Origin of the sequence: Plantibacter sp. CFBP 13570 (assembly GCF_014841395.1) — a bacterium.
GTDB lineage: Bacteria > Actinomycetota > Actinomycetes > Actinomycetales > Microbacteriaceae > Plantibacter > Plantibacter auratus.
In genome coordinates, this window is the sequence record NZ_JACYTW010000020.1 from 1 (window position 1) to 22,429 (window position 22,429).

At 69.8% G+C, this 22,429-nt stretch carries 22 protein-coding genes; 20 read left to right on the forward strand and 2 right to left on the reverse strand.

The features are described from left to right. Positions 1 to 641: 641 nt before the first annotated feature. Entirely contained in the window at positions 642 to 1,001 is a 360-nt protein-coding gene (locus IFT89_RS20035; protein ID WP_213014229.1) for a hypothetical protein, read from the reverse strand. Positions 1,002 to 1,007: 6 nt separating this feature from the next. Here IFT89_RS20035 and IFT89_RS08855 point away from each other — a divergent pair, with 6 nt between their 5' ends. The 16 genes from IFT89_RS08855 (at position 1,008) to der (ending at position 16,432) form a co-directional block, all read left to right on the forward strand. Next, positions 1,008 to 1,676: a hypothetical protein gene (locus IFT89_RS08855; protein WP_244650666.1), complete on the forward strand. Its 669-nt coding sequence runs from the start codon at positions 1,008 to 1,010 to the stop codon at positions 1,674 to 1,676. Further along, complete coding sequence (locus IFT89_RS08860) at positions 1,606 to 2,682, forward strand: HAD-IIA family hydrolase (RefSeq protein WP_202938766.1); 1,077 nt, start codon at positions 1,606 to 1,608, stop codon at positions 2,680 to 2,682. The genes IFT89_RS08855 and IFT89_RS08860 overlap by 71 nt, the downstream gene beginning before the upstream one ends. Positions 2,683 to 2,773: 91 nt before the next feature. Then, complete coding sequence (locus IFT89_RS08865; RefSeq protein ID WP_162852287.1) at positions 2,774 to 2,932, forward strand: hypothetical protein; 159 nt, start codon at positions 2,774 to 2,776, stop codon at positions 2,930 to 2,932. Positions 2,933 to 2,935: 3 nt separating this feature from the next. After that, positions 2,936 to 3,787, forward strand: coding sequence for a TlyA family RNA methyltransferase (locus IFT89_RS08870; RefSeq protein ID WP_124769481.1), 852 nt, complete (start codon positions 2,936 to 2,938; stop codon positions 3,785 to 3,787). 4 nt (positions 3,788 to 3,791) lie between these two features. Further along, the gene (locus IFT89_RS08875; protein WP_137241540.1) at positions 3,792 to 4,802 is read left to right on the forward strand and encodes an NAD kinase; all 1,011 of its coding nucleotides are present in this window, start codon (positions 3,792 to 3,794) and stop codon (positions 4,800 to 4,802) included. Beyond that, entirely contained in the window at positions 4,799 to 6,496 is a 1,698-nt protein-coding gene (gene recN, locus IFT89_RS08880) for a DNA repair protein RecN (protein WP_202938767.1), read from the forward strand. The genes IFT89_RS08875 and recN overlap by 4 nt, the downstream gene beginning before the upstream one ends. A gap of 86 nt (positions 6,497 to 6,582) precedes the next feature. Beyond that, positions 6,583 to 8,277: a CTP synthase gene (locus tag IFT89_RS08885; protein WP_194718987.1), complete on the forward strand. Its 1,695-nt coding sequence runs from the start codon at positions 6,583 to 6,585 to the stop codon at positions 8,275 to 8,277. Beyond that, positions 8,270 to 8,908 carry an NUDIX domain-containing protein gene (locus tag IFT89_RS08890; RefSeq protein ID WP_202938768.1) on the forward strand — a complete coding sequence of 213 codons (639 nt, stop codon included), beginning with the start codon at positions 8,270 to 8,272 and terminating at the stop codon, positions 8,906 to 8,908. The genes IFT89_RS08885 and IFT89_RS08890 overlap by 8 nt, the downstream gene beginning before the upstream one ends. A 3-nt stretch (positions 8,909 to 8,911) precedes the next feature. Next, positions 8,912 to 9,847 carry a site-specific tyrosine recombinase XerD gene (gene xerD, locus IFT89_RS08895; protein WP_086475418.1) on the forward strand — a complete coding sequence of 312 codons (936 nt, stop codon included), beginning with the start codon at positions 8,912 to 8,914 and terminating at the stop codon, positions 9,845 to 9,847. 85 nt (positions 9,848 to 9,932) lie between these two features. Further along, positions 9,933 to 10,808, forward strand: coding sequence for a ParA family protein (locus tag IFT89_RS08900; protein ID WP_071260744.1), 876 nt, complete (start codon positions 9,933 to 9,935; stop codon positions 10,806 to 10,808). A 16-nt stretch (positions 10,809 to 10,824) separates the two neighbouring features. Next, complete coding sequence (locus tag IFT89_RS08905; protein ID WP_202938769.1) at positions 10,825 to 11,679, forward strand: segregation and condensation protein A; 855 nt, start codon at positions 10,825 to 10,827, stop codon at positions 11,677 to 11,679. After that, positions 11,672 to 12,307 (forward strand): SMC-Scp complex subunit ScpB, encoded by a 636-nt coding sequence (scpB, locus tag IFT89_RS08910; protein ID WP_137241546.1) that lies wholly within the window; start codon positions 11,672 to 11,674, stop codon positions 12,305 to 12,307. Before IFT89_RS08905 ends, scpB begins: the two co-directional genes overlap by 8 nt. After that, a complete protein-coding gene (locus IFT89_RS08915) occupies positions 12,273 to 13,094 on the forward strand; it encodes a pseudouridine synthase (protein WP_086475416.1) in 822 nt (273 codons plus the stop codon). Before scpB ends, IFT89_RS08915 begins: the two co-directional genes overlap by 35 nt. Continuing rightward, the gene (locus IFT89_RS08920; RefSeq protein ID WP_138944566.1) at positions 13,091 to 14,191 is read left to right on the forward strand and encodes a prephenate dehydrogenase; all 1,101 of its coding nucleotides are present in this window, start codon (positions 13,091 to 13,093) and stop codon (positions 14,189 to 14,191) included. Before IFT89_RS08915 ends, IFT89_RS08920 begins: the two co-directional genes overlap by 4 nt. Positions 14,192 to 14,199: 8 nt before the next feature. Further along, positions 14,200 to 14,937, forward strand: coding sequence for a (d)CMP kinase (gene cmk, locus IFT89_RS08925; protein WP_202938770.1), 738 nt, complete (start codon positions 14,200 to 14,202; stop codon positions 14,935 to 14,937). Beyond that, entirely contained in the window at positions 14,924 to 16,432 is a 1,509-nt protein-coding gene (der, locus tag IFT89_RS08930; protein WP_085514417.1) for a ribosome biogenesis GTPase Der, read from the forward strand. The genes cmk and der overlap by 14 nt, the downstream gene beginning before the upstream one ends. A gap of 93 nt (positions 16,433 to 16,525) precedes the next feature. On the opposite strand, the gene IFT89_RS08935 is transcribed toward der, so the two are convergent. Beyond that, on the reverse strand, positions 16,526 to 17,173 hold the full coding sequence (locus IFT89_RS08935; RefSeq protein ID WP_202938771.1) for a TetR/AcrR family transcriptional regulator: 648 nt from the start codon (positions 17,171 to 17,173) through the stop codon (positions 16,526 to 16,528). Between the two features lie 146 nt (positions 17,174 to 17,319). On the opposite strand from IFT89_RS08935, the gene IFT89_RS08940 reads away from it, so the two are divergent. The 4 genes from IFT89_RS08940 (at position 17,320) to IFT89_RS08955 (ending at position 22,365) form a co-directional block, all read left to right on the forward strand. After that, the gene (locus tag IFT89_RS08940; protein ID WP_202938772.1) at positions 17,320 to 18,234 is read left to right on the forward strand and encodes an NUDIX domain-containing protein; all 915 of its coding nucleotides are present in this window, start codon (positions 17,320 to 17,322) and stop codon (positions 18,232 to 18,234) included. Positions 18,235 to 18,334: 100 nt separating this feature from the next. Then, positions 18,335 to 18,823, forward strand: coding sequence for an NfeD family protein (locus tag IFT89_RS08945; protein WP_202938773.1), 489 nt, complete (start codon positions 18,335 to 18,337; stop codon positions 18,821 to 18,823). Between the two features lie 46 nt (positions 18,824 to 18,869). Beyond that, complete coding sequence (locus tag IFT89_RS08950; protein WP_064295482.1) at positions 18,870 to 20,390, forward strand: flotillin family protein; 1,521 nt, start codon at positions 18,870 to 18,872, stop codon at positions 20,388 to 20,390. Positions 20,391 to 20,544: 154 nt separating this feature from the next. After that, a complete protein-coding gene (locus IFT89_RS08955) occupies positions 20,545 to 22,365 on the forward strand; it encodes a long-chain-fatty-acid--CoA ligase (protein WP_202938774.1) in 1,821 nt (606 codons plus the stop codon). Positions 22,366 to 22,429: the final 64 nt, after the last annotated feature.

The window sequence follows — 22,429 nt, forward strand, 5'->3', positions numbered from 1 at the left end:
GGGAGAGTAGGACACCGCCGGACTTCTTCGTTGAAATGGCCACCCAAGGTTCTTGGGTGGCCATTTTGCGTTAACACGCTTTGTGCGTGAAGTCGTCGTTTCACGGGTACCGTGGGACAAGAATTCAACAGTAGGTTGACGCCGGGTGACGGCGTCCGAGCACCGTGGAGATCATCGTGAGTGACCAGTCAGCAGACCAGCCCGACAAGGGTGAGCGACGTCCTCCGAGATCTTCCGGTGACAACCGTGGGAACGGTGGTGCTCCACGGCGCGATGATCGTGCTCGCGGCACCGACCGCCCGCAGCGGTCCGACGCGCCCAGGAGCGATCGTCCACGCACGGATCGTCCGCAGCGATCCGACCGTCCAGCACGCAGCGGTGACCGTCCGTCATCCGGGGACCGTCCGCAGCGTTCGGATCGTCCTGCTTGGCAGAACGATCGCCCGGCGTCCGGGGACCGCCCGCAGCGCTCGGACCGTCCCGCGCGCAGTGGTGACCGTCCGTCATCCGGAGATCGTCCGCAGCGTTCGGACCGCCCGGCCTGGCAGAAGGACCGTCCAGCGTCCGGCGACCGTCCGCAACGGTCGGACCGTCCCGCTTGGCAGCAGGACCGGCCGTCGTCGGGGGATCGTCCGCAGCGCTCAGACCGTCCCGCACGCAGCGGTGACCGTCCGTCGTCCGGCGATCGTCCGGACCGCGGAAACCGGACCGACCGTGGACACTCCTCGGAGCGAGGTGGCCGTCCCGACCGCGGGCGCGACAGCGGTGGACGCGAGCTGTGGACGCGCGATGGCGCTCCGGCCCGCGGCGACCGAGACGCGTTCCGACGCGAGCGCGAGCTGACCGAGGAAGAGCGCATCGCGTTCGAGCTCAAGTCGATCCGTCCGCGCCACGACGACCCGGAGATCCCTGAGGACGTCACGCCGCAGGACCTCGACAAGGGTGCGCGGAACGAGCTGAAGACCCTGAGCAAGGAGAACGCCGACGGCGTCGCCCAGCACCTGGCGATGGCGGCGCGTCTGATCGACAGCGATCCTGCGTTGGCCCACCTCCACGCGATGTCCGCTGCCCGTCGCGCCGGCCGAATCGCGATGGTCCGCGAGACCCTCGCCATCACCGCGTACGAGACCGGCGACTACGCCCTCGCGCTTCGCGAGCTGCGGACCTATCGCCGTATCTCCGGCAAGGACGACCAGCTGCCGCTCATGGTGGACAGTGAACGCGGGGTCGGCCGACCGGAGCGTGCCTTGGAACTCGGACGGTCCGTCGATCGCTCGACCCTCGACGTGCCGGTCCGCGTCGCCCTCGCGATCGCGATGTCGGGTGCCCGGCTCGACCTCGGGCAGACCGAGGACGCGCTGCTCGAGCTCCAGATCCCACAGCTCGACCCGAAGCGTGCGTTCTCCTACAGCCCTGCGCTGTTCAACGCGTACGCCGAGACCCTCGAGGTCCTCGGTCGCGAGGAGGAGGCTGCCGTCTGGCACGACCGGGCGATGATCGCCTCCGAGGCGCTCGAGCAGTCCGCTGCGGACGACGAGGGCGAGACGATGGTGGTCGTGGAGGAGTTCCTCGAGTTCGACGACGAACCCGAGTCGCCCACGGCTGATGCCACTGAGTCCGACGATCAGCCCGGGGAGGAGCCGTCCGGTGAGTCCGCTGCTGACGAGAAGGCCTAAGCCCGTGACCCCGCTCGACGGCGTCGACGTGGTCCTCGCGGATCTGGACGGCGTGGTCTACGCCGGCCCGAATCCGATCCCGCACGCGGTCGAGTCGCTGAACCTGGCGGCGGAGCACGTTCGCGTCGGATACATCACGAACAACGCCTCCCGGACGGACGCCTCCGTCGCGCAGCACCTGACCGATCTCGGTCTCAGTGTCGCGCCGGCAGAGGTCGTCACGAGCCCACAGGCCGCGGTCCGGCTGCTGGCGGGCCTGGTGCCCGCCGGGTCCACGATCCTGGTCGTCGGTGGCGCCGGGCTCGTCGACGAGGTCGAGAAGGGTGGCTTCGTCGTCACCCGCTCGGCTGAGGACTCGCCGGCTGCGGTGATCCAGGGCTTCGCTCCCGAGGTCGGCTGGTCGCAGCTGGCCGAAGCGGCGTTCGCGCTGCAGACGCCGACCGCCGACGGATCCGAGCTGCCGTGGGTCGCGACGAACACGGACTGGACCATCCCGCAGGCTCGCGGGATCGCTCCGGGGAACGGCACGCTGGTGTCGGCCGTCCACACGGCGGTCGGCCGTCTGGCGACCGTCGCCGGGAAGCCGGAGGTACCGATCTTCGACGAGGCGAAGGTGCGTTTCGGCGCATCGAAGCCGCTCTTCATCGGCGACCGACTCGACACCGACATCCTCGGCGCGAACCGCGCCGGGATCGCGTCAGCCCTGGTCCTGACCGGCATCGATCGGGCCAAGCACGTCCTCGCGGCCGATCAGCACTCCCGGCCGACCTTCATCCTCGAGGACCTGCGGCAGCTGCACGAGCCGTATCCGGCCACCACCATGTCGCGCGACGGCAAGGCGGCGACGGTCGGTGCGGCCACGGTGCGGATCCGAGGGAACGACGTCGTGGTGGAATCCGACGGCCCGTCCCGGATCGACCTGTTGCGTGCCGCGTGCGCCGCGATCTGGGCGTCCGGCCGTGCCATCTACGGGCTCAACGTCCCGGAGCACCTGTACGCGGAGTGATGCCCAGCCCTCGGGAGGCGCGGTTCGCCACGCGTGTTCGCCCACAGCGGTTCCCGGGGGCGGGGACGGTGGCGGCCGGTAGGGTTGCCCTGTGACGAACGAACCGGAGCACCCGACCGACGGCCTCGTGTCCCGCGTCCACCTCATCGACGAGCAGCCGCTCGAGGAGCGGGCCGCCGCATACAGCCAGCTCGTCGACGAACTACGGGCGACGCTCGAGGGGAGCGACTCGCCGAAGACCTCGGCGTAGCGCATGGAGAACACACCCGAACCGCCGGCTGCAGCCGATTCGCCGGACGCCGCCGCGCAGCCCGCCCGCCTCGACGCCGCCCTCGCCGCGCGCGGACTCGCCCGCTCCAGGACCCATGCGGCCCAGCTCATCGCCGACGGGCTCGTGAGCGTCGACGACCGCACGATCGTGAAGGCCTCCCACCGGGTCCACCCGGATGCTCGGGTCGTCGTCGCCGGCGCCGACCACTACGTGAGTCGCGCCGCCCACAAGTTGCTCGCCGCCCTGGACGCCTTCCCGGTCGTGGTCGACGACGCACTCGTCCTCGACGCCGGCGCCTCCACCGGCGGATTCACCCAGGTCCTGCTCGAGCGTGGAGCGCGTCGGGTGATCGCCCTCGACGTCGGGCACGACCAGCTCGTGCCGCAGCTCCGAGACGACGAGCGGGTGCGGGTCGTCGAGGGGTGCAACGTCCGCTTCCTGACGCCGGAGCAGCTCAGCGAGCTCACCGGCCTGGACGAGCGTCCGTCGCTCGTGGTCGGCGACCTCTCGTTCATCTCCCTCACGCAGGTGCTCCCGGCACTCGTCTCGGTCGTCGCGTCACCGGCGGAACTCGTCCTGCTCGTCAAACCGCAGTTCGAGGTCGGTCGTGGTGGCGTCCGTGAGGGCGTCGTCACCGATCCCGCGCTCCGTGCCGACGCCGTCGCAGGCGTCCTGTGGGCGGCCTGGGACCTCGGTCTCGGGACGGCCGGGCTCATCCCGTCGCCGATCGTCGGCACCCACGGCAACCGCGAGTACGTGGTGTGGATATCGGCGGAGCACGGAACCAATCCGACAGAATGGATGCAGCAGATCACCTCGATGGCTGGAGCGTAACCCGATGGCACATTCCTCCGATCCTGCGGTCGCGGCGAGGAACATCCTGATCGTCGCGCACACCGGCCGCGACGACTCGCGCGACGCCGCCGTGCTTGTCTCCAGGCTGCTCCTGGAAGCGGGCGTCCGTCCGGTCCTCAGCGCGCTGGAGCGGGCCGATCTCATCGCCGTCGACCCGGAGCTCGACGTCGTCTCCATCCTCGACGAGGAGGTCTCCCTCGGCGATATCGAACTGGCGATCGTCCTCGGCGGCGACGGCACGATCCTGCGCGCGGCCGAGGTCACGCGAGGATCGGCGGCGCCGCTGCTCGGGGTGAACCTCGGCCACATCGGCTTCCTCGCCGAGAGCGAGCGCGACGACCTCGCCGAGACGGTCGAACGCGTCGTACGTCGCGACTACTTCGTCGAGGAGCGCATGACGCTCTCCGTCCGGGTCAAGGTCGGCGCGGAGGTCGTCTACGAGACGTGGGCGCTCAACGAGGCCACGGTCGAGAAGGCGAGCCGGGAACGGATGCTCGAGGTCGTGATCGAGGTCGATCAGCGTCCGCTCTCCTCCTTCGGGTGCGACGGGGTGGTCATCTCGACGCCGACCGGCTCCACCGCCTACAACTTCTCCGCGGGCGGGCCGGTCGTGTGGCCGTCGGTGGAGGCCATCACCCTCGTCCCGCTCAGCGCGCACGCCCTGTTCGCGAAGCCGCTCGTGGTCGGTCCGGAGTCGTCCCTCGCCGTCGAGGTGCTGGAACGCACCGACGGCCTCGGCGTGCTCTGGTGCGACGGCCGCCGGGCCAAGGACCTCCAGCCGGGCGCCCGGGTGGTCGTCAGACGCTCCTCGGTGCCGGTCCGCCTCGCGCGCCTCCACGAGAGCACCTTCACCGATCGACTCGTCAACAAGTTCCGGCTGCCGGTCACCGGTTGGCGCGGCCCCGTCGGACGTGAGGAGCCGATGACCGGCACGATCCACCTCCCGGCCTCCACGGCCACCCGACACCACAGCGATCAGGAGGGCACCGCATGATCGAGGAGATCGAGATCCGCGACCTCGGCGTCATCGCGTCCGGGACGCTCCCACTCGGACCCGGTTTCACCGCCGTGACGGGTGAGACCGGCGCGGGCAAGACGATGGTGGTCACCGCCCTCGGGCTGCTCCTCGGTCAGCGGTCGGACAGCGGCGTCGTGCGAGCGGGCCAGAAGCAGACGAGTGTCCAGGGACGCTGGTTGGTGCCGGGCGACGGCTCGGTCGCCGAGCGCGTCCGCGAGGCCGGGGGAGACCTCGATCCCGCGGGTGATGCGGCAGAGCTGCTGCTCGGCCGGATCGTGACCGCCGAGGGCCGCGGCCGCGCGATCGTCGGTGGCCGGACGGCGCCCATCGGTATCCTCTCCGAACTCGGCGAGCAGCTCGTCGTCGTGCACGGGCAGTCCGATCAGATCCGTCTGCGGGCCGCGCCGGCCCAGCGGGACGCCCTCGACCGCTTCGCCGGTGAACCGCTCCAACTGGCCCTCGGTGACTACCAGCGGCGCTACACGGAGCTCCTGGAGCTGCGGACGGAACTCGAGACCCTGACGAACGAGCGCGACACGCGACTCCTCGAGGCCGAGCAGCTGCGCGTCGCGCTGGCCGAGATCGAGCAGGCCGACCCGCAGCCCGGCGAGGACGCCGAGCTGGCAGAGCGCGCCGATCGACTGACGAACCTCGAAGAGCTCCGCCTCTCGGCGGCCGGCGCCCGAGAACTCGTCTCGGCCGAGGCCGGCGAGGAGAGCGACGTCGTCGGACTGCTCGAAGGCGCGCGGCGGCAGCTCGACCGGGCCTCGGTGCACGATCCCGCCCTCGGCGCGATCGCCGCGAGTGTGGCCAATGCGAGCTACCTGGCCGCTGAGATCGCCGCCGAGCTCTCGAGCTACCTCGCCGGACTCGACGAGGACGGCGCTCGCGAACTCGAGGTCGTCCAGGAGCGCCGCGCCACTCTTGCGACGCTCGCCAGGAAGTACGGGCCGACCCCTGAGGATGTCCTGCACCTGCTCGAGACGGGCAGCACGCGCCTGATGGAACTCGACGGCGACTCCGACCGCATCACCCAGCTCGAGGGCGACGTCGAACGACTCTCCGGGGAGGTCGACGCCGCTGCCGCGACGTTGAGCGCCGTCCGGGTCGAAGCCGCCGCTCGACTCGGCGCAGCAGCGAGCGCGGAACTGCGCTCGCTCGCGATGGCCGAGGCGGAGCTGGTCGTCGAGGTGTCCGATCGCGACGACCTCACGCTGCACGGCAAGGACGTGATCGCCTTCCTCCTCCGGCCGCACGCCGGTGCCGAGCCCCGACCGCTCGGCAAGGGCGCCTCGGGCGGAGAGCTGTCCCGTGTGATGCTCGCCCTCGAGGTCGTCATCGCCGGCGCGGACCCCGTGCCCACCTTCGTGTTCGACGAGGTCGACGCCGGCGTCGGCGGAGCCGCGGCGATCGAGATCGGGCGTCGCCTCGCAGCCCTCGCCGAGCGCTCGCAGGTGATCGTCGTCACCCACCTCGCGCAGGTCGCGGCCTTCGCCAACAACCACCTGAGCGTGGTCAAGGGCGGCGACGGTTCGGTGACGGCCTCGAGTGTGCGCCAGCTCGTCGGCGCCGAGCGGGAGGCGGAGATGGCGCGGCTGCTCTCCGGGCTCGCGGAGTCCGACAGCGGTCTCGCCCACGCCCGCGAACTGCTCGCCCTCGCAGCCTCCTGACGACGCGACCGCGAAGGAAGCGACACATGAACCCGAACTGGATGGTAGGATAAAAGCCCGTGGTGAATACTTCTGAAGCGGGCAACCTGAACTCTCCGATCGACGGCATCGTCTCGGGCTCCAACGGCACGACCAAGCACATCTTCGTGACTGGTGGTGTCGTTTCTTCGTTGGGCAAGGGGCTCACCGCAGCCAGCCTCGGCAACCTGCTGACCGCGCGGGGGCTCCGAGTGGTCATGCAGAAGCTCGACCCCTACCTCAACGTCGACCCGGGCACGATGAACCCGTTCCAGCACGGCGAGGTCTTCGTGACCGACGACGGCGCCGAGACCGACCTCGACATCGGCCACTACGAGCGGTTCCTCGACATCGAGCTGAGCCAGGCCGCGAACGTGACGACCGGTCAGATCTACTCGACCGTCATCGCCAAGGAGCGTCGCGGCGAGTACCTCGGCGACACCGTGCAGGTGATCCCGCACATCACGGATGAGATCAAGCGCCGCATGCGCCTCCAGGCGTCCGAGACGCCGCAGCCCGACGTGATCATCACCGAGATCGGTGGCACGGTCGGCGACATCGAGTCGCAGCCGTTCATCGAGTCGGCTCGCCAGATCCGACACGAGCTCGGCCGGAACAACGTGTTCTTCGTCCACGTGTCCCTCGTGCCGTACATGGGCGCCTCCGGTGAACAGAAGACGAAGCCGACGCAGCACTCGGTCGCGGCCCTCCGGTCCATCGGCATCCAGCCCGATGCACTCGTGCTCCGCAGCGACCGCCCGGTGACCGAGAGCAACAAGCGCAAGATCGCGCTCATGTGCGACGTCGACGAGGACGCGGTCGTGAACGCGGTCGACGTCCCGAGCATCTACGACATCCCCACGATGCTGAACGACCAGGGCCTCGACGCGTACATCGCCGACCGCCTGGGTCTCGTCACCAACGAGGTCGACTGGAGCGGCTGGGCCGACCTCCTCGAGGCCGTCCACCACCCGAAGCACGCCGTCACCATCGGCCTCGTCGGCAAGTACATCGACCTGCCCGACGCCTACCTGTCGGTGACCGAGGCGCTCAAGGCCGGCGGCTTCGCCCACGACACCAAGGTCAGCATCCGTTGGATCCCGTCCGACGACTGCGAGACCGTCGAGGGAGCGATCAAGGCCCTCGCCGACGTCGACGGCATCTGCGTCCCCGGTGGCTTCGGCATCCGCGGCATCGAGGGCAAGCTCGGCGCCCTGAAGTTCGCCCGCGAGAACGGCATCCCGGTGCTCGGACTCTGCCTCGGCCTGCAGTGCATGGTCATCGAGTACGCCAGGAACGTCGTCGGGCTCGAGGGCGCCAGCTCCTCCGAGTTCGACCCCGACACGCAGTTCCCCGTCATCGCGACGATGGCCGAGCAGGTCGAGATCATCGCCGGCGGCGACCTCGGCGGCACGATGCGCCTCGGTCTGTACGCGGCGAAGCTCGACGAGGGCTCGATCGTCGCCGAGCTGTACGGTGCGGACGAGGTGTCCGAGCGTCACCGTCACCGCTACGAGGTGAACAACGGCTACCGCCAGCAGATCGCGGACGCCGGCCTCCAGTTCTCCGGTCTGTCGCCCGACGGCACGCTGGTCGAGTACGTCGAGCTGCCGCGCGAGGTGCACCCGTTCTACGTCGCGACGCAGGCGCACCCCGAGCTGCGGTCGCGCCCGAACCACGCGCACCCGCTGTTCGCCGGCCTCGTCGGTGCGTCGCTCGAGCGCCAGCAGGCGAGCCGCCTGTTCGACGTCGCCAATGGTTGAGTCGATCGGCGACGCCGCGTCGTTGCGCGACGAGCCGCACCCCGTCCAGGTGGTGTCCTCCGAGCGCGCGTTCGCGGGCAAGGTGTGGGACATCCGCAGGGAGACGTTCCGCTACGGCGACGGCGAGGTCGTGCGCGAGTTCGTCGACCACACCGGTGCGGTCGCGGTGCTGGCGCTCGACGCCGACGAGCGCGTCCTGCTCATCCAGCAGTACCGCCACCCGATCGGTGAGCGGGACTGGGAGCTGCCGGCCGGCCTGCTCGACATCGCGGGGGAGGACCCGGCCGTGGCCGCGGGTCGCGAGCTGGAGGAGGAGGCCGACCTCGTCGCCGGTTCGCTCCAGCTGCTGACGGAGTTCTACACGACGCCCGGTGGCAGCGACGAGTCGATCCGCATCTACCTCGCGCGCGACCTCACCGCGACCGCCGAGGCCTTCGCCCGTGCTGAGGAGGAGGCGGACATCCTCGTGGAGTGGGTGCCCCTCGACGACGCCGTGGCCGCGGTGCTCGACGGCCGGCTCCACAACTCGATCCTGATGCTCGGCGTCCTCACGGCCGCTGCGGCTCGCGATCGCGGGTGGTCGACGCTGCGCGACAGCGGCGACTCCACGATCGGGCCGGGCGGAGCCTGAGGCGTGGCGCTCGATCGCGCGGTCGCCGACTACCTGCGGCACATCGCGATCGAGCGCGGCCTGTCGGCCAACACGCAGGCCGCCTACCGGCGGGATCTCGAGGGCTACCTCGCCTGGCTCGGCGCGCACGGTGTCGTCGAGGCACCGGCCGTCACCGCTGCGCACGTGTCGGAGTACACGGCGTCGCTCCGGACACCGGAGGGTCAGCCGGTGCGCGCGTCCTCGCTCGCCAGGGTGCTGTCGTCGATCCGTGGTCTCCACCGCTTCCTGCTCGACGAACAGCTCGTCGAGGTCGACGTCGCGCGCGAGGTACGCCCGCCGAAGCTCCCGGGACGGCTCCCGAAGGCGATCACGATCGACCAGGTCCGCGCGCTGCTCGAGACGACCGACGGCGACGACCTGCTCGCCGTCCGCGACAAGGCGCTCCTCGAACTGCTCTACGCGACGGGTGCCCGCGTCTCCGAGGCCGTCGGCCTGAACGTCGACGACGTCATCGACACCGACATCGTCCGGCTCCTCGGCAAGGGCGGCAAGCAGCGGATCGTGCCGCTCGGCAGCTTCGCCCGTGACGCCGTCGACCGCTACCTCGTGCGCGTCCGGCCGGTCTTCTCCGGCCTCGGCCGGTCCACGCCGGCGCTCTTCCTCGGGCAGCGCGGTGCGCGGCTGTCCCGGCAGAGCGCGTGGCTCGTCCTCCAACGCGCCGCCGAGCGCGCAGGACTCGAGTCGCACGTCTCGCCGCACACCCTCCGACACTCCTTCGCGACGCACCTCCTGCAGGGCGGAGCCGACGTCCGCGTCGTGCAGGAACTCCTCGGTCACTCCTCGGTGGCGACGACGCAGCTGTACACGCTGGTGACGGTCGACAACCTCCGCGACGTGTACACGCAGTCCCATCCCCGGGCCAGATGGACCACGGGCGGAGCGGCACCGCAGGCCTGACCCGTGGCCCGGTAGACTCGTCACTCGAACGACAGCAAGCGGGAGCGAGGCAACACCGGTGGCCGGTACGAAGCACACGAGCGCAGTGCAGGATTCTGCGCGCAAGACCGCCGCCGAACTGAACCCGAACGGCCCGACCGGCCGCCCGCGTCGTGAGTTCGCCGTGCCGCCCACACTGGCGCAGCACGGTCCGGCACGCATCATCTCGCTCTGCAACCAGAAGGGTGGCGTCGGCAAGACGACGACCACCATCAGTCTGTCCGCCGCGCTGGCCGAATACGGCCGCCGGGTGCTCGTCGTCGACTTCGACCCGCAGGGTGCGCTGTCCGCCGGTCTCGGCATCTCCACCCACGACTCCAACACCGTCTACGACCTGCTGCTCGGCACCGTGAAGGACCCGGCCGAGGTCATCCAGCACACCGCCATCGAGGGTCTCGACGTGCTCCCGGCCAACATCGACCTCTCGGCCGCCGAGGTCCACCTCGTCAACGAGGTCGCGCGCGAGACGATCCTGGCCCGGGTGCTCCGCAAGGTGTCCGACGACTACGACGTCATCCTGATCGACTGCCAGCCCTCGCTCGGCCTGCTCACGGTCAACGCCCTCACCGCCAGCCACGGGGTCCTCATCCCGCTCGAGTGCGAGTTCTTCGCGCTCCGCGGTGTCGCGCTGCTCATCGAGACCATCGACAAGGTGCGCGACCGCCTCAACCCGGCGATCGAGCTCGACGGCATCCTCGCCACCATGTACGACTCCCGGACCCTGCACTCGCGTGAGGTCCTCGAGCGCGTCGTCGACGCGTTCGGCGAGAAGGTCCTCGAGACGGTCATCGGACGGACCGTGAAGTTCCCCGACGCGAGCGTCGCCGGAACCCCGATCACCGAGTTCGCACCGGAGCACGCCGCCGCGAAGGCCTACCGTCAGCTCGCGAGAGAGCTCATCTCCCGTGGCGCGATCGCCTGATCCCGCGCGGACGCCCGTGGCCGTCCTCCCTCCGGCCGGCGACACCGGCTCGCGCTCCGATGAGGCGACGCCCGTCGACCCCGCACCGGCACCGTCGTTCCGGGTTTCGTTCGAGGGCTTCGAAGGGCCCTTCGACCTCCTGCTGACCCTCATCGGCAAGCACGAACTCGACATCACCGAGGTCTCGCTCAGCCGCGTGACCGACGAGTTCATCGCCTACCTGCGCACGCTCGAGGCCGACGACGAACTCGACCAGGCGAGCGAGTTCCTCGTCGTCGCGGCCACCCTGCTCGACCTCAAGATCGCGGGGCTGCTGCCGCAGGGTGAGCTCGTCGACGCGGAGGACGTCGCCCTGCTGGAGGCGCGTGACCTGCTGTTCGCACGACTGCTGCAGTACCGCGCGTTCAAGCAGGCGTCGGCGTGGTTCGCGGAGCGCCTCGACCTGGAGGCGGCACGCCACTTCCGGGCGGTCCGGTTGGAGGAGCAGTACCGTCAGCAGACCCCGGAACTCGTCTGGACGCTGACCGCGCAGGACTTCGGCGCACTCGCGACGCTCGCGTTCACGCCGCGCGAGGTGCCGACCGTGGGCCTCGACCACCTGCACGCACCGCTCGTGAGCATCCGGGAGCAGGCGGCGCACGTCGTCGCCATCCTGCGCCGCGGCGGGTCCCACACCTTCCGCGAGCTCGTCGCCGGTGCGGAGCTGAAGGGCGTGGTCATCGCGCGCTTCATCGCCGTGCTCGAACTGTACCGACACGCTGCGCTGTCCTTCGAGCAGATCGAACCGCTCGGCGAGCTCACGCTCCGCTGGACCGCCGAGACCTGGAACGACGACAGCCTCGCCAACCTGGGAGCCGATTACGATGCCTGACGCGACACCCGAGTCGATCGAGCGGCCGACGGACGCCGCCCAGGGCCTGCCGGCCGAACCCGCGCCGGTGCCCGCACCGGACGTCCCGAGGGCGCTCGAGGCGATCCTCATGGTCGCCGACGAACCGCAGAGCCTCGTGAACCTCGCCGCCGCCGTGCACGTCCCGGTCGGCGCCGTCCGACGAGCCATCGCCGAACTCGTCGCCGACTACGACGGCGAACGCGGTGGCGTCCGACGCGGGTTCGAACTCCGCGAGGTCGGCGGCGGCTGGCGGATCTACGTCCGAGCCGACTACGACGCGCTCGTCACCGACTACGTCGTGACCCAGAACCCGACGAAGCTGTCGCAGGCGGCGCTCGAGACCCTGGCCGTGATCGCCTACAAGCAGCCGATCAGCCGCGGCGCGATCGCCTCGATCCGCGCCGTCAACGTCGACTCCGTCGTCCGCACCCTTCTCGGGCGCGGACTCATCACGGAGATGTTCACCGACAGTGAGACGGGTGCCATCAACTACGGCACCACCGATCTCCTGCTCACCCAACTTGGTATCAACGCCATCGAGGAGCTGCCGCGGATCTCGCCGTTGCTCGACGATGGCCGGGAAGGATTCGACAGTGACCAGCACTGAATCAGAGGGCATCCGCTTGCAGAAGGTGCTGGCGAACGCCGGCGTCGCCTCCAGGCGTGTGTCGGAGCAGCTCATCGAGGACGGCCGCGTGGAGGTGAACGGCGTCGTCGTCACCGAGCTCGGCTCGCGGATCGATCCGGAGCACGACCTCGTGTCGGTCGACGGCAGCGCCATCCAGCTCGACGCCTCGAAGCGCTACCTCATGCTCAACAAGCCGGTGGGCATCTACAGCTCGCTGAAGGACGACCGCGGTCGCCCCGACCTGCGCCGCTTCACCGAGCAGTACGAGGAACGGCTCTTCAACGTGGGCCGCCTCGACGCCGAGACGAGCGGCCTGCTCATCCTCACCAACGACGGCGACCTCGCGCACGTGCTCGCGCACCCGTCGTTCGGTGTGCAGAAGACGTACATCGCGAAGGTCACCGGCAAGGTCACCGCGCAGGTCCTCGCGAAGCTGACCGCGGGCATCGAGCTCGAGGACGGACCGATCTCCGCCGACAAGGCCCGCCTGCTCGGCACCGAGGACGGCTTCAGCCTCGTGGAGCTCACGCTGCACTCCGGGCGGAACCGCATCGTCCGTCGCATGCTCGACGCGGTCGGCCACCCGGTCGTCGACCTCGTGCGCCGTCAGTTCGGCCCCCTGCACCTCGGGACCCTCGGATCCGGCCAGCTGCGCGAGCTGAGCAAGGACGAACTCGGCGCCATCCTGACCATCGCCCGCGCTCACGGTCCTGAAGCCCGCGCGGCCGACGGCACGGCAGCGGAGGCGTCGGAGCCGACGGCATGAGCGACCTGAGTTCCGCGCCCGCGCGCGTGCAGGGGTCGGTCCGCATCGTCGGAGCCGGCCTCCTCGGCGCGAGCATCGGACTCGCGCTGCGCGCCAAGGGCGTCGACATCATCCTCGACGACGCGTCGCCCAGCCAGTTGCGCCTCGCCATCGACTACGGCGCGGGTCGTGCAGCGGAACCCACCGACGACCCGTCCGTCGTCGTCATCTGCGTCCCACCGGACGTCACCGCCCGCGTCATCGAGGCCGAACTCGCCGCGTTCCCGCGCGCCGTCGTGACCGACGTCGCGAGCGTGAAGCTCGAACCGTACCGCGCACTGCTCGAGCGCGGCGTCGACCTCACCCGGTACATCGGTTCCCACCCGCTCGCCGGCCGTGAGCGAGGGGGAGCGATCTCCGCCAGGGCCGACCTCTTCCTCGGCCGCCCCTGGGTGATCTGCCGCGACGCCGAGACACCCGCCTGGGCGCTGTCGCAGGTGGAGGGCCTCGCGCTCGACCTTGGCACCATCCCGATGGAGATGACGCCCGACGAACACGACCGCTTCGTCGCGCTCGTCTCGCACACGCCGCAACTCGTCGCGAGCCTCCTGGCCGCCCAGCTGCAGGACGCTGAGGAGGGCGCCATCCAGCTCGCCGGACAGGGCCTGCGCGACACCGTCCGCATCGCCTCGAGCGCTCCCGAGCTCTGGGTCCAGATCCTCAGCGCCAACCACGCCGAGGTCCTCCCCGTGCTGGAGCAGCTGTCCACCGACCTCACGTCGGTCATCTCGGCACTCCGGGATCCGGAGGTGCCGGGCGCTCGCCGCACGATCGCGGACACGATCGCCGCCGGCAACACCGGCGTCGCACGGCTCCCCGGCAAGCACGGCCAGAACCGCCGGTTCGCGAGCATCGTCGTGCTCCTCGACGACCGCCCCGGCCAGCTGGGCGCCCTGTTCACGGAGCTGGGCGAGATCGGCGTCAACATCGAAGACCTGCGTCTGGAGCACTCGCCCGGCGCGAACATCGGTCTCGCGGAGGTCCAGGTCCTCCCTGAGGTCAAGCAGCGCACCGTCGACGACCTCGAGTCGCGCGGTTGGCGCATCGCGGAAGTATAGGAAGAGACATGACCGAACAGCACTCCACCAGCACCGACGCGTCGACGACGCCGGACGAACCCGTCGTGGTCGCGATCGACGGACCGGCCGGCAGCGGCAAGTCCAGCGTGAGCAAGGCCGTCGCCCGCCGGCTCGGCTACCGCTACCTCGACACGGGCGCCTGGTACCGCGCGCTCGCGCTCCACACGCTCGATGCGGACGTCGACCCCGAGGACTCGGCGGCGGTGATCGGCTCGCTCGACGCGTTCGGTGGTGCCTTCACCGTCTCCCTCGACCCGGACGTGACCGCGTTCACGCTCGGGGGTCGCGACGTCACCGACGAGATCCGCGGCCCTCGCGTGACGGCCGTCGTCTCCGCGGTCGCCCGTGTCCCGGAGGTGCGTGCGTGGATCAACGAGACCTTCCGATCGCTCATCGCCGACGTCGACCGCCCGGGCATCGTCGTCGAGGGACGCGACATCACCACGGTGGTCGCACCGGATGCTCAGGCTCGGATCCTGCTCACGGCATCCGAAGCGGCTAGAATGGCCAGGCGTTCAGCGGAATTCGAGAGCCACCCTGCCGGCGACGTCGCGGAACAACTGCAGCGGCGTGATCGGGCGGACTCCAGGGTCGTCGACTTCATGAACGCGGCGGACGGAGTGACCACGGTCGACTCCACGCACATCGACTTCGACGAGACGGTCGACGCGGTCGTCCGCGTCACCGAATCCCTCACAGCAAGGAACTCCCATGGCTCACGATGACGAGCAGTTCGACGGAGGCCCCGACGACCTCGCGGACCGCCTCCAGGACATGGACGAGGAGCTCGCGACCCAGCGGGCCGCGTCCCTCCGGTCCGGCCTGGCCGACTACGACCTCGAGGGCGACGACCTCGACATCCTCGACGGCGCGACGGAGGACCCGGACGAGATCCGCTTCCTGCCGGCGCTGCCCGTCGTGGCGATCGTCGGACGCCCGAACGTGGGCAAGTCCGCACTGGTGAACCGCATCCTCGGTCGTCGTGAGGCCGTCGTGGAGGACACCCCCGGTGTCACCCGCGACCGCGTCAATTACAAGGCCGAGTGGAACGACCGTCGCTTCACGGTCGTCGACACCGGTGGGTGGGAGCCCGACGCCAAGGGGATCGACGCGTCTGTCGCGGCGCAGGCCGAGATCGCCATCGACCTCTCCGACGTCGTGATCTTCGTGGTCGACGCCATGGTCGGCGCCACGGCGACCGACGAGCAGGTCGTCAAGCTGCTCCGCAAGACCGGACGCCCCGTCTTCCTCGTCGCCAACAAGGTCGACGACGCCCGTCAGGAGCCGGAGGCCGCAGCGCTCTGGAACCTCGGTCTCGGCGAGCCCCACCCGGTCTCCGCGATCCACGGCCGTGGTGTCGCCGACCTCCTCGACAAGATCCTCAAGGTCCTCCCGCAGGTCTCGGCCGTCGCGAAGGACGAGTTCGGCGGACCCCGCCGCGTCGCGATCCTCGGGCGCCCGAACGTCGGCAAGTCCAGCCTGCTCAACAAGACCGCAGGCGAGGAGCGCGTCGTCGTCAACGACCTCGCCGGGACCACCCGCGACCCGGTCGACGAGCAGATCGAGCTCGGCGGCAAGATCTGGCGCTTCGTCGACACCGCCGGTATCCGTCGTCGTGTGCACCTGTCGCAGGGTGCCGACTTCTACGCGTCGCTCCGCACGAGCACGGCGCTCGAGAAGGCCGAGGTGGCCGTCGTCCTCATTGACGTCACCGAGGTGATCAGCGAGCAGGACGTGCGCATCATCGACCTCGTCCTCGAGAGCGGTCGTGCCCTCGTGCTCGCCTTCAACAAGTGGGACCAGCTCGACGACGAACGCCGGAAGTACCTGGAGCGCGAGATCGAGCAGGACCTCTCGCACGTGTCGTGGGCGCCGCGCGTCAACATCTCCGCGCGGACGGGTCGCCACCTGGAGCGTCTCGTCCCGGCCCTCGAGGTCGCACTCGAGTCGTGGGACATGCGTATCCCCACTGGTAAGTTCAACGCCTTCCTCGCCGAGCTCACGGCGGCGCACCCGCACCCGCTGCGCGGTGGCAAGCAGCCCCGCATCCTGTTCGGTACGCAGGCCGCGAGCCGTCCGCCGACCTTCGTGCTCTTCACGACCGGGTTCCTCGACCCCGGTTACCGTCGCTACGTGATCCGTCGCCTGCGCGAGATCTGGGGCTTCGAGGGCACGCCGATCAACGTGAACATGCGCGTCCGCGAGAAGCGCCAGCGCTGACCCACCGCGTCCGTCTGCAGGACGGCGACGACGAAGGCCCGGGACCACTCCATGGAGTGGTCCCGGGCCTTCGTCGTACTGGTCGAGGCGTGTTCAGGAGCGAGCGAGGGCGGATTCGTCCGCGGGCGCCAGGGCGGGCCCGTGTTCGGTCTCGAACGGCCACCAGCTCGGGAGCAGTTCGCCGATGACCTCGAGGAACGACTCGACATCGCGTGGTGCGGGGGTGTCGAGCCAGACCCGGAACGTCGCGACGGAGCCTGCGGCGACGAAGTGCGCCGCTGATCGCATGAACAGCTCGCGCTGCTCCTCGCTCAGACATTCGGCGTGGGGGAGGGTGATCGCCCCGCGCTCGAAGATGTCGAGCACCGTCGAGGTGAAGACCCGGTTGAGCATGGGCTGCAGACTCGCGCCGATGAGGTCGTCGCCGAGACCGACGCGGTAGATGTCGGCGCGCTCGTCGATGTGGCGGAGCGCGGCGACCGTGGCCCGGGTGATCGCCGCCGGGGCGTCGTCCGCGGAGACGGTCGCCAGGTGCGTCATGCTCAGTTCGGTGAGCTCCTCGGCGAGGACCGATTCGAGCAGCTCGCACGGCGCCGCCGCGTGCTGGTAGAAGGTCGATCGGTTGATGCCGGCGCGTGCGGCGATCTCCGAGACGGAGATCTCGGAGGTGGGGCGTTCTGCGGCGAGTTGCAGGATCGTGCGCGCGAGCCGTGCCCGCGTCCGGCGTTGACGTGCATCCATGAGGGTCCTTCACGTGGGTTCGGTGCGGCGGGCGCGAGCGCGGCCGATGCAATACTGGAGTTCAATATATAACATATTCCGCACGTGCGGTGGAGATGACCCTGACCAAGGGGGTGGCGCACAGCGTTTCGTGCCAGGCTGGTCCAATGACTGATGCGCATCCTCCCGGCGGCCCCGTCCGGGACGCCGGGGATGCCTGGGTCGAATCCGGAGACGGCCGGAAGTACTGGGGGCGGTTCGGTGCAGCCGGACTCCTGGTGCACGATCGAGAGCGCGGCGTGCTGCTGCAGCATCGGGCCGGTTGGAGCCACTTCGGCGGCACCTGGGGCATCCCGGGCGGTGCGCGTCACCAGTTCGAGAGTGCCGTCGACGGCGCGGTCCGCGAGTCCCACGAGGAGGCGGGAGTCCCCGCCGAGTCGATCGAGCTGCGGTTCGACTCCGTGCTCGATCTCGGGTTCTGGTCGTACACGACGGTGATCGTGGAGGCGGTCCAGCCGTTCGAACCCGTGGTGTCCGACCCGGAGAGCATTGCCCTCGCCTGGGTGCCACTCGCCGAGGTCGAGACATTGCCGTTGCACCCCGGCTTCGCCGATTCGTGGCCGGGCCTTCGGTCGCAGCTCGAGCGCCGCGTCACGGTCGTCGTCGACGTCGCGAACGTCGTCGGGTCGCGACCGGACGGGTGGTGGAAGGACCGTGCCGGAGCCGCGCAGCGGTTCGTCGCGCGACTCGGCCGCCTCGCGCACGAGGGACTCGACGCCCAGGCGCTCGACCTCGACTTCAACCGCTGGTGGCCGGCCTACGTCGCCGTCGTCGAAGGACAGGCCCGTGGCGTCCACACCGATGACAACGTGCGAGAGCCCGGGCATGAGCTGCGGGCGGGCGTCTCGGTCGTCGACGCGGCGGGGAGTGGTGACGACGCAATCGTGGACGTCGTCCGTGGGCTCGACGGCGCGGTCGTCGTGGTCACCTCGGACCGTGAGCTGCGGGAACGCGTCGAGGGTCTGGGCGCGACGACGCGCGGTGCCGGCTGGCTGACAGACCTGCTCGACGCAGTGGTCTGAGGGCAGCGGCAGTCGCTCCACAGGAGCCCGCAGCCCGTCGTCGCCATCGCGGGAGACCGCTTTCCTGCACGTCGCCTGGGCGTTCAGTAGGGTTGGTGCCATGACCCTGTTCATCATCGTCGGCGCCGTCGGTCTCGTGATCGTCCTCATCTCCCTGGTCTTCGGTGAGATCTTCGATTTCCTGGACGGGGCCGTCTCGGCCACCGCGCTCGGGAGCGCGTTCACCGTCTTCGGAGCGGTCGGCGCGATCGTGCTCGCGAACGGGCTGCCCGTCTGGTCCGCGTATGTCATCTCCGCCGTGATCGGTGTCCTCGTGCTCGTCGGCGTCCAGCTGATGATCCGGAGCTTCAAACGCTCGGAGGACGGCACGCCGAGCTCACCGCTCGGGCTCTACGGGGTCGCCCGGTCGACCATCTCGGCTTCCTTCGGCGAGGTCAGCCTCGACGGTCCGCACGAGATCGAGACCCGCCTCGCCTTCTCCGACACCCGGATCGAGACGGGCAGCCGGATCCGCGTGGTCGAGCTCCAGGGCTCCCGCGTGAAGGTCGAACCCGCATCGAGCGGAGCCGCTGCCGACATGCAGCCCTGATTCCATCCATCCACCAGCACGCCCTCGAGGGGAAGGCACCTGCCCTATGGACTTCATCACCACCAACATCACGGTGATCGCCGTGATCGCGCTCGTCGTGGTGGCGCTCGCGATCGTCGCGTTCGTCGCCGGACGGATCAAGCGCGTACCGCCGAACCAGGCGCTCGTCATCGTCGGTCGGGGGGCCGGTGCCAAGACGGGTGAGCCCGACGGCGGGCAGCGCGTCGTCATCGGTGGGCGGGTGTTCATCTGGCCGATCCTGCAGCAGGGCTTCCCGATCTCGCTCGAGCAGCGCCAGATCGGCATCGTCGTGGAGGGCGTCGACACCAACTTCATCAAGGTCGCCATCCAGGCGAGTGTGAACTTCAAGGTCTCAGGCACGCCGGAGGGTGTGCGCCGTGCCGCGCAGCGCTTCCTCTCCCAGCAGGGGTCCCTGACGCAGATCATCCAGCAATCCCTCGAAGGGTCGCTGCGTTCCATCATCGGCAACATGCCGATCAAGGAGATCATCTCCAACCGCAACGCCCTGTCCGAAGCGGTGGTCGAGGCGACCAAGACGGATCTCGCCGAGCAGGGCCTCCAGGTCGACCTGCTGAACATCTCCGACATCTCGACGCCGGGCACCAACTACCTCGCCGACCTCGGTCGAGCGGAGAACGCGCTCGCCCGGCAGAACGCGGAGATCAAGGAGGCCGAGACCGCTCGTGCGTCCGAGTTCGCGCGGATCGAAGCGGCGGAGCAGGTCGCGGAGCGCCAGAAGGCCCTGAGCCTCAAGCAGGCGACCATCAAGGCGGAGACCGACCGCGCGAACGCCGAGGCCGAGGCCTCCGGTCAGCTCGCCACGGCGCAGCAGGACCGCCTGGTCGCGGAGCAGGAACGTGAGGCGCTCGCCGAGAAGGCGAAGGTGGAGCAGGAGCGGCTCGACATCGAGGTGCGGAAGCCTGCCGAGGCCGACGCGTACGCGACGGTCCAGCGCGCGCAGGCGGCTCGTGATGCGGCAAACGCCGCGACGGAAGCCGACGCGTTCAAGCGCAAGACCATCGCCGAGGCGAACAAGGTCGCGGCGGTGCAGGACGCCCAGGCGGCTGCAGAGTCCGTGCGTCTCGCCGGTACCGCTGAGCGCGACAAGCAGATCGCGTTGGCCGAGGGTATCCGCGCCCAGGGTGACGCGAAGGCGTCGGCTGTGGCCGCGGAGGGCCTGGCGGAGGCCGAGGCGATCGACGCGAAGGCGGAGGCACTGAAGAAGTACGGTGAGGCCGGGCTCGCGTCCGAGATCATCGCCCGTCTGCCCGAGATCACTCGTGCCGTGTCCGAGCCGCTCGGCAACATCTCGAATCTCACGGTCATCTCGACTGAGGGCGCGTCCGCCGTCACAAAGACGGTTGGCCAGGTCGTCAGCGAGGTGCCGAAGGTCGTCAAGGACATCACCGGGCTCGACCTGTCCGCCCTCCTGGGCGGGGTCGCCGGTGGCGCGCTGGGGGAGAACCTCCAGCAGGCGATGTCCGACAACGCCGCTGCGGCCGCGAAGCGTCAGCCGAAGACGCCCGCGTCACCCGACGCCGTCTGAGTCGCTCGACCATTGGGAGCCGGTCGCCTTCGGGTGGCCGGCTTCTGGCGTTGTTCCACGACTCCTCGGGCGATTCACCGGTGTCGGTTTGGAGCTTGTCAAGCGGTCCGGTTGCATCCCCGGTCGGGCATACATGCCCGCCTAGGGTGGAGGCATGCGTGCGGTGCGCACGGGTGTCATCTGGAGGATCGTCGTGGACCATCGAGGAAACACAGCCGAGCAGCGCGAGGGCGAGCAGTCGTCGGAGCCGACCGAGGCCGGCGAGGCGCAGCGTCAGCGCCTGGCCGAGCGGCCGTGGCTGTCGTCCTACGCCAGTGGCGTGCCCGCCGACATCGACGAGGTCACCGAGACGCTCGTCGACCTGCTCGACACCTCGGTGAAGCGCTTCGGTGATCGCATCGCCCTCGAGTTCTTCGGCGCGGAGACCAGCTACAGCGAGCTCGGCGAACAGGTCGCGCGAGCGGCCGAAGGGCTCCGCAAGCTCGGTGTGAAGCCGGGCGACCGCGTGGCCCTCGTCCTGCCGAACTGCCCGCAGCACGTCGTCGCGTTCTACGCGGCGCTCCGGCTCGGCGCGACGGTCATCGAGCACAACCCGCTCTACACGGCTCGCGAGCTGCGGCATCAGTTCGAGGATCACGGCGCGCACGTCGCGATCGTGTGGGACAAGGTCTACGACCTCGTGGCCGACCTCCCGGCCGATGTCATGCGCGGCCGGATCGTGTCCGTCGACATCACCCAGGCTCTGCCGTTGTCGAAGCGTCTGGCGCTCCGGCTGCCGGTGAAGCGTGCGCGTGAGTCGCGTGCGGCGATGACCGCGACCCCGTCGGCGAAGCACGTGCTCCCGTGGGAGCGGCTGATCGGCGGACGGAAGCTGTCGAAGCGGGTCGTGCGTCCGACGCTCGACGACACCGCGCTCCTGCAGTACACGAGCGGGACGACGGGGGCACCCAAGGGTGCCATCCTCACGCATCGCAATCTGCGGGCGAACGCCGAGCAGGGACGCGCCTGGGTGCCTGGCCTGAGCGAGGGTGGCGAGGTCTTCTACGGGGTGCTGCCGCTGTTCCACGCGTACGGCATGACGCTGTGCCTGACGTTCGCGATGAGCATCGGGGCGCGGCTCGTGCTGTTCCCGAAGTTCGACCTGGAGCTGGTGCTCACGGCGGCGAAGAAGTCCCCGCCGACGTTCCTGCCGGCGGTGCCGCCCATCTACGACGCGCTGTCGCGTGCGTCGAGCCGCAAGGGCGTCGACCTGACGAGTGTCCGCTTCGCGATCTCCGGGGCGATGAGCCTCCCGGTGTCGACGGTCACGCGGTGGGAGGAGGCGACCGGCGGTCTACTCGTCGAGGGCTACGGAATGACGGAATCGTCGCCGGTGGCACTCGGCAACCCGATCGGTCCGTCGCGTCGGCCGGGCACCGTGGGGGTGCCGTTCCCGAGCACCGAGATCCGTGTCGTCGATCCCGAGAACCCGACGGTCGACCGTGCGGCGGGGGAGTCGGGCGAGCTGCTGCTCCGTGGCCCGCAGGTCTTCCAGGGGTACTGGGGTCGTCCGGACGAGTCGCGCGAGGCGTTGCTCGAGGGCGGCTGGTTGCGGACCGGCGACATCGTGACGGTGTCGGTTGACGGCTTCGTGACGGTCATCGACAGGGTGAAGGAGCTCATCATCACCGGCGGGTTCAACGTGAGCCCGTCCGAGGTGGAGGAGACGCTCCTGTCGCACCCGGACGTCGAGTCGGCCGCCGTGGTCGGCCTGCCGCGCGATTCCGGTGGCGAGGATGTGACGGCCGCGGTGGTCATGCGTGCCGGGACGGTGTTCGACGCCGGTTCGCTGCGCGACTACTGCCGGACCCGCCTCACGGCGTACAAGGTGCCCAAGCGGGTCGTGCAGCTCGACGAGCTGCCGACGTCGCTCATCGGCAAGGTGCTGCGCCGCAAGGTGCGCGACCAGCTCGTCGCGGATCGCAAGTCCGAGTAGCCGCCTGCGTCCGGGCACGTGCCCGTCCTCGCGGCACGTCGTACAAGACGTGCCGCGAGGACTT

Coding starts and splice junctions, on each gene's coding strand:
- IFT89_RS08855 (WP_244650666.1), top strand. CDS start 1,008: ATGGCGGCGCGTCTGATCGACAGCGATCCTGCGTTGGCCCACCTCCAC.
- IFT89_RS08860 (WP_202938766.1), top strand. CDS start 1,606: ATGCCACTGAGTCCGACGATCAGCCCGGGGAGGAGCCGTCCGGTGAGT.
- IFT89_RS08870 (WP_124769481.1), top strand. CDS start 2,936: ATGGAGAACACACCCGAACCGCCGGCTGCAGCCGATTCGCCGGACGCC.
- IFT89_RS08875 (WP_137241540.1), top strand. CDS start 3,792: ATGGCACATTCCTCCGATCCTGCGGTCGCGGCGAGGAACATCCTGATC.
- recN (WP_202938767.1), top strand. CDS start 4,799: ATGATCGAGGAGATCGAGATCCGCGACCTCGGCGTCATCGCGTCCGGG.
- IFT89_RS08890 (WP_202938768.1), top strand. CDS start 8,270: ATGGTTGAGTCGATCGGCGACGCCGCGTCGTTGCGCGACGAGCCGCAC.
- scpB (WP_137241546.1), top strand. CDS start 11,672: ATGCCTGACGCGACACCCGAGTCGATCGAGCGGCCGACGGACGCCGCC.
- IFT89_RS08915 (WP_086475416.1), top strand. CDS start 12,273: ATGGCCGGGAAGGATTCGACAGTGACCAGCACTGAATCAGAGGGCATC.
- IFT89_RS08920 (WP_138944566.1), top strand. CDS start 13,091: ATGAGCGACCTGAGTTCCGCGCCCGCGCGCGTGCAGGGGTCGGTCCGC.
- cmk (WP_202938770.1), top strand. CDS start 14,200: ATGACCGAACAGCACTCCACCAGCACCGACGCGTCGACGACGCCGGAC.
- der (WP_085514417.1), top strand. CDS start 14,924: ATGGCTCACGATGACGAGCAGTTCGACGGAGGCCCCGACGACCTCGCG.
- IFT89_RS08935 (WP_202938771.1), bottom strand. CDS start 17,173: ATGGATGCACGTCAACGCCGGACGCGGGCACGGCTCGCGCGCACGATC.
- IFT89_RS08940 (WP_202938772.1), top strand. CDS start 17,320: ATGACTGATGCGCATCCTCCCGGCGGCCCCGTCCGGGACGCCGGGGAT.
- IFT89_RS08945 (WP_202938773.1), top strand. CDS start 18,335: ATGACCCTGTTCATCATCGTCGGCGCCGTCGGTCTCGTGATCGTCCTC.
- IFT89_RS08950 (WP_064295482.1), top strand. CDS start 18,870: ATGGACTTCATCACCACCAACATCACGGTGATCGCCGTGATCGCGCTC.
- IFT89_RS08955 (WP_202938774.1), top strand. CDS start 20,545: ATGCGTGCGGTGCGCACGGGTGTCATCTGGAGGATCGTCGTGGACCAT.